The sequence below is a fragment of the Algoriphagus sp. CAU 1675 genome, from assembly GCF_029222925.1.
Taxonomy (GTDB): domain Bacteria; phylum Bacteroidota; class Bacteroidia; order Cytophagales; family Cyclobacteriaceae; genus Algoriphagus.
Genome location: NZ_JARHUI010000006.1, coordinates 194,139 through 206,057, shown reverse-complemented (window position 1 = coordinate 206,057; position 11,919 = coordinate 194,139). Strand labels below are relative to the sequence as shown.

The following is an 11,919-nucleotide window of genomic DNA, read 5'->3' as shown; positions in this document are numbered from 1 at the left end:
TTAGAATTGAGTAAAGTTTGAACCGAAATATGATTCTGAAATATTTCATTTCACGGATTATATTTTTGGAAAGCGCTTAGAATCAATACTAATTGTTTGCCAACACATCTAAATCCAAATCTTACCTAACCTAAACTGTTCCTTCAGTATGCTCAGTAAGTATCCACTTTCAGAAGTTGAAAAAGCTTTTCTTCAGGAATCCGGTGTAGAAAAAATCACCACCAAGATTCCTTACCTCACTGTTGACAATTTCCCAAAAATGGGACTTTTGACGGCTTGCCGCTTTCTGGAATGGGCAGCCGCGAACCCCAATGGGGTGATCAGTTTGCCAACGGGAAAAACCCCGGAGTTTTTCATCAAATGGACACAGTATTTACTGGAAAACTGGGAAAGTAAAAAAGGCAAGGAAATCCGGGAAAAATATGGGCTTGGGAATACCAAAAAGCCAGTATTGAAAGACCTGACTTTTGTACAGATCGATGAATTTTACCCGATCTCTTCCTCCCAGCACAACAGCTTCTACGACTACGTCAACAAATTCTACATTCAGGGATTCGGCCTTTCCAAGGAAAAAGCCATCCTGATCAATTCTGATGAAATCCCTCTTGCCAACGGCATGCATTACTCCGAGGTATTCCCGGACATGAAAGTAGACCTTTCCCTGAGATTCCGGGACCCTCAAAATGATCTGGAAAAACTGCAGCAGAAATCCATCTACATGATTGATCAGTGGTGTGGAGAATATGAGCAGAGAATCCGGGATTTGGGAGGCATTGGTTTCTTTCTGGGAGGAATTGGACCTGATGGACACATCGCATTCAACACACGGGGATCACATATTTACTCCGTTACCCGATTGACCGAAACCAACTTCGAAACCCAGGCGGTAGCAGCAGGGGATTTGGGAGGTATTGAAGTTTCTGCAAACAGACTGGTAATCACCATCGGTCTGGACACCATCGTCTACAACCCAGATGCTGTTGCCATCATCATTGCAGCAGGAGAGGCCAAAGCCGGAATCGTCAAGGATTCTCTTGAGACCGAACTCAACAATATTTACCCGGCTACAGTACTTCAGAAACTAAAAAGCGGACGTTTCTACCTGACTAAGGGAGCTGCCGTGAAATTGACGGATTCCATGGATGCCTATTATGAAAAAGGCGAATGGACCTGGGAAAAGACCGAAAGATCAGTCATTGAGCTTTGTAAAAAACTCAACCGCTACGGCCACAGAATCAAAATGGAACACCTGAAGGCCGACAAATACACCAAACTGATTCCGGACCTTTCTGAGGATACGGTAAATCAGGTGATGAAGAGTATCGAAAACAAGCTTGCAAAAGGTCTGGAGCAGGAAAAAAATGAAGTTTTACTTCATACAGGCCCGCACCACGATGATATTTCCCTGGGGATTTTGCCGCATATCACCAATCAGCTCCATGAGCCTAGTAATGAAGCGCACTTCTCCGTACTGACTTCTGGTTTTACGGCAGTTACCAACACCTTTGTCATCGAAACACTCCAATACACCAAGAAATTGTTGGATGAGGATAAGATCCAAATGGTCAATTATGATGACTTTTTCGAAGTGGGCTACAGCCTCAAAACCGACAAAGACGTCTATCACTACCTGACCAATGTGGCTTCAGAAAATGCTGAGGCCAGAAAGCGTGGCCTGAGCCATCGGGTAGTAAGAGCATTGGTAATTATCTACGCTATCAAAAACAAAACCCAACTCCGGGAAACCATCAACGATGTGATCAGCATCCTGAGAAAGAGCTATGACGGAGAAAAGAATCCGGCTAAAATCCAAAAGCTAAAGGGTATGATCCGGGAGTTTGAAGAGGAACTCGTTTGGGCACACTTTGGGGTGCAGGTAAAAAATGTACACCACCTGAGACTGGGCTTCTACACCGGGGATATTTTCACCGAACAGCCCGACAAAAAACGGGATGTGGAGCCCATTTTGGATATGTTCAGAAAAATCAATCCAACAAAAATCAGCTTGACCCTCGATCCCGAAGGTTCCGGACCTGATACCCACTACAAGGTTTTGCAGGCTACCGCAGAGGCAGTACGTCAGTGGTCAGAGGAAAAAGATCTGAGCAACTTAAGAATAATAGGCTACCGAAATGTCTGGTTTAAATTCGAGCCGCACGAGGCCAATGTAATTGTTCCAGTATCTCTTGGAGACATGTCCGTCATGGAGGATTCCTTCTCCAACTGCTACCTTAGCCAGGTAAATGCATCATTCCCGAGTTATTCCCATAATGGAAAATTCAGTACAGTAGCGAAAAGAACATGGGTGAGTCAACTCGATGACATTCAGCTATTGTTGGGTAAAAACTACTTCTATCTCCATGAGCGTGCAAAAGTAAGATCCAGCCACGGCCTGATTTTCTTCCGCGACATGAATGTAGAAGAGTTCCTTGCTACAGCCAGGGAATTGGAAAAATCCATCGAGGGAATGCTTTAAGAATTTCAATTACCCAACCTATCTAGTGGAGAGCTGGCGCAAGTCAGCTCTCCGATTAACCTTAAACCAAATTAATCAATCAACAAGGAATGGAGAAGGCCATTTTGGGATTAGATATCGGAGGAACCGGCATTAAAGGCGGGGTACTGGTCAATGGGCATTTGGAAGATATTCGAAATATCCCCACTCCAGCCCATGAGGATCAGGAATTCATTCTGGAAACCATTGCCTTATTCATTGAATCTTATCTGCACCATGATATAGCGGGAATAGGGATAGGAATCCCCGGCCTGGTCAATGTTAAGGAAGGAATAGTATTGGGACTTGCCAATATCCCTGCCTTTCAGCATGTGGAGCTTAAAAAATTTCTAACCGAACGTTTCGGGAAACCCGTTTTCATCAACAACGACGCCAATTGTTTTGCTTTGGGCGTGCATAAATTCGGTGTAGGTAAAAAATTCCAAAATTTGGTCGGAATCACCCTGGGAACAGGTCTTGGAGGAGGAATCGTGATCAACGGACACTTGTATTCCGGAGTCAATTCAGCTGCCGGAGAATGGTGCAGTGCCTCCTATCTGGAACATAATTTCGAGCATTATTGCAGTGGAAAATTTTTCGCCAATTATTACCACAGCAAGCCAAAGGCGCTGGCAAAACAAGCTTTGGCAGGAGACCCTGTAGCACTTAAAGCCTTTGAGGAATACGGACATCATCTGGGAGAGCTTTTCAAACATATTCTCTATGCCTTGGCTCCTGAGGCAATTGTTTTGGGCGGATCCATCCGTAAAACCTATCCTCTATTCAAGAAGTCATTACACGAAACACTGTCTACTTTCAACTACCCAACCGTCCTGGAAAACCTGCATATCCTTCTTTCAGAACTGGACGAAACAGCTATCCATGGAGCTGTGGCCTTAGTAGATATTGAAACCGAGACTGTAAATAATTAAGAAAAAGTTGGTTTAGTAAATGAAAAAGACGACTCCTTTTTTGGAGTCGTTTTTTTTTTGACAGAACGCCTTCTGGACATTGTACCTGATTGGATTAACTTGCAATTGAAAAATAACCTGAATATGGAAGCTCCAAACCTGCTCAAAGTAGCCTTAGCCCAAATTGCACCCGTATGGTTGGATAAGGCAGCCACCCTCAAAAAAATAGAGGATTCCATCAAAGAAGCCGCATCTCACGAGAGCGAACTGATCGTATTTGGAGAAGGACTTTTACCAGGATATCCTTGGTGGCTTTCCATCACCCACGCCTCTGCCTGGGACAATAAAATCCAAAAGGAGATCCACGCCCACTATGTGCGCAATTCGGTGCAAATCGAAAAAGGAGATTTGGAATCCATTCAGGCTTTGGCCAAAACCCATTCCATAGCGGTTTATCTGGGTATCATCGAACGAGCACAGGACCGCGGAGGGCATAGTCTTTATTGCTCCTTGGTTTACATAGATCGGACAGGGGAAATCCGATCGGTACACCGCAAGCTCCAACCCACTTATGACGAAAGACTGACTTGGTCCCCTGGAGACGGCAAGGGACTTCAGGTCCATCCCCTCAAGGAGTTTACGGTAGGAGGACTCAACTGCTGGGAAAACTGGATGCCTCTGGCAAGAACAGCTTTATATGGTTTGGGTGAAGATCTCCACATTGCCGTTTGGCCGGGAGCGGTACGAAACACGGAAAATATCACCCGAATGATCGCCCAGGAAGCCCGGTCTTTTGTGATTTCAGTTTCCAGTTTGATGAGAAAAAGTGATTTCCCGGCCCATACCCCACATCTGGATATCATTTTGAAAAACTGTCCCGACGTACTCGCAGATGGAGGAAGTTGCATTGCCGGACCGGATGGAAAATGGATTTTGGAACCTGTTGCCCATGAAGAAGGTCTAATCTATCAAACCTTGGATTTCAACCGCGTTTTGGAAGAAAGACAGAACTTCGATGCCGTGGGACATTATTCCAGACCGGATGTGCTTCAATTGAAAGTAAATAGGGAAAGACAAGAATCGGTACGCTTTGACTGAGAAACAAAGCTATAATCGAAAAGCTATCCACAATAAAAAACACCTAGGCCCTATGCTCTAGGTGTTTTTTCGCTTAATACTTCACTGTTTAAGTCCGGATCTGGTTAAGCCCCTCTCCCGCTTTCCTTTAATTCAATATCCGTCAGATCTTCGATTCGGATTGGCTTTTTCTGTTCTATGCTGTTTCGTGCAGCGATCCCCACCAAAATCGACATGGCACCATCCCGGCTTCCTGCAGATTGTCTCCAAGGATCTGCCATATTCGGGTCTTTAAAGAGCTTATCCTTCAGTCGGGTATCTCCACCCCCATGGCCTCCTCCCCCATGAGGGATAGTGATGATTTCCCGCTCTCCAAAATTTTTGGTCAAGTGGATTTCGTCCTCGGCTTTTTCGTCCCAAGGCTGACGCTCCTTGATCCAGGCTTCCAATCTTCCCTTGGTGCCATTGAAGGCAATTCGGTAGCCTTCATAGGGGGAATAAGTCGTAAGGGAATAGCTGACCTGTACTGCGTTTTTGTATTTGATCTGAACAGCCATCTTGTCATAAATATCCACGTCATCCCGGAAAACACAGCCATCTCTGTGGTACCCGTCGTATTGCTCATTTTCAGTATACAGTTTGACCAAATGCTCATTCTTGGTGATATCCCAAAAGAAATCACAGTTGGAAGCATGGGGACAACCTCTACAGGTGCTGTGACGGAACGGACCTTTCTTTCCATAAAACTCCAAAGAGCCATAGGCAAAAACCTCCTCAGGATCAGAATTGATCCACCAGTTCAACAAATCAAAATGGTGGGTGGACTTATGTACCAAAAGTGATCCCCCAAATTCCTTTCTTCTATGCCATCTTCGGAAATAATCTGCCCCATGATGAATGTCCAGATACCAGTGAAAATCCACAGAGGTCAGGTCTCCGATTTCCCCTGCCCTGAGCAATTCGTAGAGCTTTTGACGATGCGGGGAGTAGCGATAATTAAAGGTTACGATCAGTTTCTTGCCGGATTTTCGCTCCGCATCCAATATGGATTGACACTTGAATTCATCCGTGGTCATGGGCTTTTCGGAGATCACATTGATCCCTGAATTCAGGCCCTTGATGATAAATTGATGATGGGTGCTGTCCATTGTCGTCACGATCAAAACATCCGGCTTGGCTTCCGAAAGCATCTGATCAAAATCCAGATAAAGAGGACAGTCTACTCCTATAAATTCTTTGGCGTACTTCAGGCGCCCCTCGTTTTTGTCACTAAGCCCTACAAACTCCACCAGATCCCCATACGTTCGGACCACATCCCTACCAAACATGGAGCATCCTCTCACTCCGGTCCCTACGAGAGCTATTCTCATTTTTTCTCCGGGCCTGTCAAACAAGGTCAAAGCCTCCGATACCGGATGAATCAAAAAACTACCGGCCAAAAGACTGCCGGATTTTGCAATAAAGTCTCTCCTCGATTGGGATGTTTTACTGATCATGGTTAAGTGGGTTTAAAAGATTGATAGGTAGTAAGATAATGAAAAGCCCAATCATCCCTCTGAAAATTTACGGAATCGTTTTTTCTGCCTGATAAAAGGGAAGGGACAACGAAAAAGTCTTGAATTCCTCTATTTTTGGACCATGGAGATCAGCCAGGCGACCCAATCCGTTTCTATTTCCGGACTTTTCCGGATCAGCAGACCCATCAATCTGCTCATGGTCGCATTTGCCCAAATCATGGCCTCCTATTTTTTGGTAAAAAACACCCAAGCAGGAATGCCTGTTCTTGAAGACCTTAAGCTTTACGGTCTGATTCTATCTACCTTGATGATTACCGCCGCCGGTTACATGATCAATGACTATTACGATGTGAAAATCGATTACATCAACCGGCCCCAAGAAGTGGTGGTCGGGAAAACCATCAAGCGACGCGTGGTGATTTTTCTCCACTCCCTGATCAATTTCACCGCCATTGGGCTGGGATACCTGGTTTCTCCCAAAATAGCCCTGGTCAATTTCGGAGCAGCTTTTTTACTTTGGCTATACAGCAACCAGCTTAAAAGAATGCCCTTCATTGGAAACTTAACCGTCGCTTTCCTGACTGGTCTGGCCATTTATCTTCCTGCTTTTTTCTATCAAAAATCCGTGTTGCTGGTACTTACCTATGCTATTTTCGCTTTTTTTCTCAACCTCATCCGTGAAATCATCAAGGACATTGAAGACCGGGACGGGGACCGTAAACACGGATGCCGCACTCTACCCATTGTCCTGGGATTCCGTAAAACCAAGCAGGTGATTTTTATAATTGCACTGGGCTTTGTCGCCTCCATCCTCTTTGTGACTTTCAAAATCCAGAATTTCCATCTCTTTATTTACTTCGGAATTTTGGGATTGGCCTTCGGCTGGTTTATGTGGAAAACCTATCAGGCAGACCGAAAAGAACACTTTACCAAATTGAGTTCCATTTCCAAAATCCTGATGCTGGTCGGCACCTTGAGCATGGGCCTGATTTAAAAAAAGAAGATATACACCACTTCAAAAAGCAATCTTCACCTATTTGCCAAAGATCCGAATCAGCAGATAGAAATTTTGAATTTTACCATAAAACCCATGGTTTCTTAGCAATTCACCAACATTCGCTGTAATTTCATGCGAATTTCTCAATCCATGCAAGACAGCAAAGTCATCGTTATCAAAATAGGATCCAACGTCCTGACCCAGTCCAACGGCCTGCCTGATCTGGAGAGGATGGAGCATTTGGTCAGTCAGATCAGCAAGCTCAGCTCCTCCGGAAAGAAAGTCGTGCTGGTCAGTTCGGGTGCTGTTGCATTTGGAAGACAGACCGTCTCCCTTCCTGAGAAACTCAATCCAGTGACGAAAAAACAGATCTGGGCCTCCACAGGACAGATCCGGCTGATCAATCAATACCAGCAGTTTTTTCATTTCCAGAAACTGCCCATCGCGCAGATCCTGGTGACAAAAGAGGACTTTCGGGACCGAAAGCACTTCCTCAACATGAAAAACTGCATTGAGGCTTTGTTGCAACAGGGGATTTTGCCCATCATCAATGAAAACGACACGGTGACCATCACGGAACTGATGTTTACCGACAACGATGAACTGGCAAGTTTGGCGGCTGCCATGATCAATGCAGACACTCTCCTCCTCTTGACCAATGTGGACGGGATTTTCACCGGAAACCCATCCGATCCCGAATCCAAACTCATAGAAAAAGTCGAAGCCTCCATGCCGGAGGTTGCCAGCTATATCTCAGCAACCAAGTCTTCCTTTGGCCGGGGAGGAATGCTCACCAAGTATGCCATGGCCAAAAAATCAGCTGACTTGGGCATTCAGGTGATCATAGCCAATGGCAAGCGCCCCCATGTATTGGAAGCATTCGCTGAGAAAAGCCTCCGATGCACTTGGTTTGAGCCTAAGAAAGTCAAGCAGGCTCCAAAAAAATGGCTGGCCCATGGCAGTCAATATTACAAGGGAGAACTGACCATCAATGCCGGAGCCAAAGCTTCCCTGACTTCGGCAATTATCAGAAGCCTCCTACCCGTGGGAATCACGGAGATTAACGGGGAGTTTTCCAAGGGAGACATTCTGCTGATCAAAGATGAAACCGGGGAAAAAATCGGCTTGGGAAGGGCTGAATATTCCTCCAAACTCGCCCAAGAGCGACTGGGACAAAAAAACCAAAAAGCATTGATCCATTACGATTACCTCTACCTATTTGACCATGACTGAGTATTCCCAAGTATTTGAATCCGTCCAAGCCAGTAGCCGAAAGCTCATTGGACTCAGTCCCGAAGAGGTCAATGAGGTCTTGGGGGATTTGGCGGATCTTGCCGAACGGGAAATTCCTTTTTTGCTGGAAGCAAATCAACAGGACCTGGAACGCATGGAGAAAAACAATCCCATGTATGACCGGCTTTTGCTCAATGAAGAGCGCATCAAGGGAATCGCAGGAGAAATAAGGCAGGTCATCACTTTGCCTTCTCCCCTGCAAATCCAACTGGAACATAAAACACTTCCCAACGGACTTTCCCTGGAAAAAATCACCGTACCTCTGGGAGTGGTGGGTATCATTTACGAAGCCCGCCCCAATGTGACTTTTGATGTATTTTCCCTGGCTCTCAAATCCGGAAACGGACTGGTCTTGAAGGGCGGTTCGGATGCGGATTTCTCCAACCGGGCCATTCTTCAACTCATTCACCGGGTATTGGAAAAACGTGGATTGCCTACCGAGGCTTTTCAGCTTTTACCTGCGGACCGGGCGGCCACCAAGGCCTTACTGGAAGCAGTTGGCTATGTGGATGTGCTCATTCCCCGGGGCTCTCAGGGCCTGATCAACTTTGTGCGCCAAAACGCCAAGGTTCCCGTAATCGAGACTGGCGCCGGAATCGTCCATACCTATGTGGATGAAAGTGCCGACCTGGAAAAGGCAAAAGCCATTATCCTCAATTCCAAAACGCGCAGACCCAGTGTCTGCAACTCCCTGGACTGTCTGATCATTCACGAAAGTAGACTTCCAGAGCTCAATGAGTTGATCTCCCCACTGTTGGAAAGCGGAGTTCAGCTTTTTGCCGATGCAGCCTCCTTTGGGTCACTGAGCCCACATTCTCAGATTGCAAAAGCAGAAGAAAGCCATTTCGGAACAGAGTTTCTCAGTTTGAAAATGGCGATCAAAACCGTGAAAAATCTGGATGAGGCGCTGGAGCATATCGCCCGCTATTCTTCCAAACATTCCGAAGCCATCGTTTCGGAAAACCAGACCCATATCGACCGCTTCCTCCTGGAAGTGGATGCTGCAGCAGTCTATGCCAATGCCTCCACTGCCTTTACCGATGGGGCCCAGTTTGGATTGGGAGCGGAAATCGGCATCAGCACTCAAAAACTCCATGCCCGGGGCCCCATGGCTCTCCGCGAACTGACTTCTTACAAATGGGTGATCCGCGGCAGCGGACAGATCAGAAGCTGAGCATGGACTGGCGGAAGTTTAGGGATTCTGAGCTCTAGTGAAGCTGAGATAATTCCTTAATTTTACTACCTCAAACCAATCCCCCAAGCCTTGAAACGCATAGCCATACTCGCATCCGGAAGCGGCAGCAATGCCGAAAAAATCATGGAACACTTCCAAAATTCCACCAAAGCCCAAATTGCTTTGGTAGCTTCCAACAAGGCCGATGCCTTTGTACTTCAGCGTGCCGAGAAATTCAAGGTACCTACATTTACCTTTACCAAAAAAGAGATGGATGCCGGGGTTCTTTTGGAGAAACTTCAGAAAGAACAAATCAACTGGGTGGTTTTGGCGGGCTTTTTACTGAAAATCCCCGAGGAGCTGATCCGGGCCTTTCCGGACCATATGGTTAATATACACCCTGCCCTGCTTCCCAAATACGGAGGAAAAGGCATGTACGGACATCATGTACATGAAGCCGTCAAAGCTGCCGGAGAAAAAGAAACCGGCATCACCATTCACCTGGTCAATGAAAATTACGATGAGGGAAAGATCATTTTTCAGGCCTCCACTCCCCTGAGTCCCGAAGACAGCCCGGAGGACATCGCCCAAAAGGTGCATGCACTGGAGCATCGTCACTTCCCGGAAGTGATTGAAAGTTTGTTGTAAAACCCTTTAGGCTCATGGAAAAAAGCAACAAAGTCTTTATTGCCACCAGTCTGGATGGGTATATCGCAGACTCCAAAGGGGGAATTGATTGGCTGGACACCTTTCCGGAGATCAACCAGGTGGACACTGGCTATGCGTCTTTCACAGCGGATATTGATGCCTTGGTGATGGGAAGATCCACCTTTGAAACTGTCTGTGGATTTGATATGGACTGGCCCTATCAGAAGCCCGTTTTTGTGCTCAGCACTACCTTGACCTCCCTGCCCGAAAAGTACCAGGACAAGGCCGAACTGGTAAAGGGAAGCCTGAGCGAAATCTTGGAATACATCCATAATAGAGGATTTTTCCGGCTCTATATAGATGGAGGCAAGACCATCCAAAGCTTTTTGAAGGAAGATCTGATCGATGAACTGATCCTGACCATAATTCCGGTGCTGCTGGGAGGAGGAACTCCGCTTTTTTCAGAATTGACGCAGTCCTTGATTTTTGAATGCAAAAACACCAACCTCTTTTTTGAAAAAGTGGTACAAAACCATTTTGTACGGAAAAGAAACTAAAGCAACAAAAATTACTTATTTTTTGGTTTTCAATCTGATTTTTCAATAAGATGAAGACCATTTTTGTCAAAAGCGGCATTTGGAAGAATAAGGGCTTGGTCCTGTTGGAATTTGCATACGATGAAGAGCTGAAAGAACTAGTCAAAACCCTATCGGGAGCTGTTTGGAACGGAAAAAGAAAGGCCTGGATTCTTCCGTATCAGGAAACGATTCTGGAGCAACTTCTCGCGCTTTTTAAAAGCAAAGCCTGGCTGGACTACTCGGAATTTAAAAAAATACAGCCCGAACAACTTCCTGCCGAACTTCCTGAATTAAGCAAAGGTCTGAACCAAGAGATCCGGAAATTTGCTGAATGGATGCAAAACCGGCGCTATGCTGAATCCACCATCAAAACCTACAGCCAAAGCCTGAGTCTATTTTTCCGATTCATGAACAACAAAAATCCGGAAGAAATAAGCAGTGAAGATTTGGAAAACTTCCATCAAAATTATATCCTTAGGAGAAAATATTCAGTAGCCTTTCAATCCCAGGTAATCAGTGCGGTAAAGCTGTATTTTTCAAACAAACTGAAGCGGAAGCTTGAACCAATGGAAATCGAGCGACCTAAGAAACCGAGACTATTACCCCATGTACTCAGCAAAGAAGAAGTGAAAGCCATACTCCAAGCTCCTAAAAACATCAAACACCGGACGATGCTCAGTCTGATCTATGCCTGTGGGCTGAGAAGGGGAGAGCTGCTGGGACTGAAACTCATCGATGTGGACTCAAAGCGGGGTCTTCTACGTATCAATCAGGGCAAGGGTGCAAAAGACCGGATGGTTCCCATCAGCGGAAAGACAGTGGAAATGTTGAGGGAGTATTACCTGGTGGAAAAGCCAAAAGAGTACCTGTTTGAAGGAATGACCAAAGGACAAAAGTATAGTCCGAACAGTCTGCAGGAAGTATTAAAAGCTGCTGTCCATAAAGCAAGAATCAAAAAGCCTGTCACACTTCACTGGCTAAGACATTCCTATGCCACTCACCTCTTGGAAAGCGGAACGGACCTGAGGTATATTCAGGAGCTGTTAGGGCATAACTCTAGTAAAACCACGGAAATATATACTCACGTCAGTCAAAACAGCCTTCAGCGGATAAGGAGTCCTTTTGATGATTTGTGAAAAATAAAACAACAAAAACCCGTACTTATCCACCCGATTTCGGGAAATATGTACGGAAAACCCGTATAAATAAACAAGTTGTAGCCAATTTTAG

General features: G+C 45.7%; 10 protein-coding genes. 9 read left to right on the top strand and 1 reads right to left on the bottom strand.

The genetic code is table 11. The annotated features are described in order from the left end of the window. The first annotated feature begins 148 nt into the window (after nucleotides 1-148). The 3 genes from P2G54_RS14820 (at nucleotide 149) to P2G54_RS14810 (ending at nucleotide 4,503) form a co-directional block, all read left to right on the top strand. Nucleotides 149-2,476, top strand: a complete 2,328-nt coding sequence (locus P2G54_RS14820; protein ID WP_275872324.1) for a glucosamine-6-phosphate isomerase — start codon at nucleotides 149-151, stop codon at nucleotides 2,474-2,476. Between the two features lie 89 nt (nucleotides 2,477-2,565). Continuing rightward, nucleotides 2,566-3,426 (top strand): ROK family protein, encoded by an 861-nt coding sequence (locus tag P2G54_RS14815; protein ID WP_275872323.1) that lies wholly within the window; start codon nucleotides 2,566-2,568, stop codon nucleotides 3,424-3,426. Nucleotides 3,427-3,549: 123 nt separating this feature from the next. Beyond that, a complete protein-coding gene (locus tag P2G54_RS14810) occupies nucleotides 3,550-4,503 on the top strand; it encodes a carbon-nitrogen hydrolase family protein (protein ID WP_275872322.1) in 954 nt (317 codons plus the stop codon). A 104-nt stretch (nucleotides 4,504-4,607) separates the two neighbouring features. Here P2G54_RS14810 and P2G54_RS14805 read toward each other — a convergent pair whose 3' ends face one another. Then, nucleotides 4,608-5,978 (bottom strand): Gfo/Idh/MocA family oxidoreductase, encoded by a 1,371-nt coding sequence (locus P2G54_RS14805; RefSeq protein WP_275872321.1) that lies wholly within the window; start codon nucleotides 5,976-5,978, stop codon nucleotides 4,608-4,610. Nucleotides 5,979-6,120: 142 nt separating this feature from the next. On the opposite strand from P2G54_RS14805, the gene P2G54_RS14800 reads away from it, so the two are divergent. The 6 genes from P2G54_RS14800 (at nucleotide 6,121) to xerA (ending at nucleotide 11,825) form a co-directional block, all read left to right on the top strand. Beyond that, on the top strand, nucleotides 6,121-6,993 hold the full coding sequence (locus tag P2G54_RS14800) for a geranylgeranylglycerol-phosphate geranylgeranyltransferase (protein WP_275872320.1): 873 nt from the start codon (nucleotides 6,121-6,123) through the stop codon (nucleotides 6,991-6,993). 153 nt (nucleotides 6,994-7,146) lie between these two features. Next, complete coding sequence (gene proB / locus P2G54_RS14795; RefSeq protein WP_275872319.1) at nucleotides 7,147-8,229, top strand: glutamate 5-kinase; 1,083 nt, start codon at nucleotides 7,147-7,149, stop codon at nucleotides 8,227-8,229. Next, on the top strand, nucleotides 8,222-9,463 hold the full coding sequence (locus P2G54_RS14790) for a glutamate-5-semialdehyde dehydrogenase (protein WP_275872318.1): 1,242 nt from the start codon (nucleotides 8,222-8,224) through the stop codon (nucleotides 9,461-9,463). The genes proB and P2G54_RS14790 overlap by 8 nt, the downstream gene beginning before the upstream one ends. 90 nt (nucleotides 9,464-9,553) lie before the next feature. Continuing rightward, nucleotides 9,554-10,111 (top strand): phosphoribosylglycinamide formyltransferase, encoded by a 558-nt coding sequence (gene purN / locus P2G54_RS14785; protein ID WP_275872317.1) that lies wholly within the window; start codon nucleotides 9,554-9,556, stop codon nucleotides 10,109-10,111. Between the two features lie 14 nt (nucleotides 10,112-10,125). Next, nucleotides 10,126-10,668, top strand: coding sequence for a dihydrofolate reductase family protein (locus P2G54_RS14780; protein WP_275872316.1), 543 nt, complete (start codon nucleotides 10,126-10,128; stop codon nucleotides 10,666-10,668). Nucleotides 10,669-10,718: 50 nt separating this feature from the next. Beyond that, nucleotides 10,719-11,825 (top strand): site-specific tyrosine recombinase/integron integrase, encoded by a 1,107-nt coding sequence (gene xerA / locus P2G54_RS14775; protein WP_275872315.1) that lies wholly within the window; start codon nucleotides 10,719-10,721, stop codon nucleotides 11,823-11,825. Nucleotides 11,826-11,919: the final 94 nt, after the last annotated feature.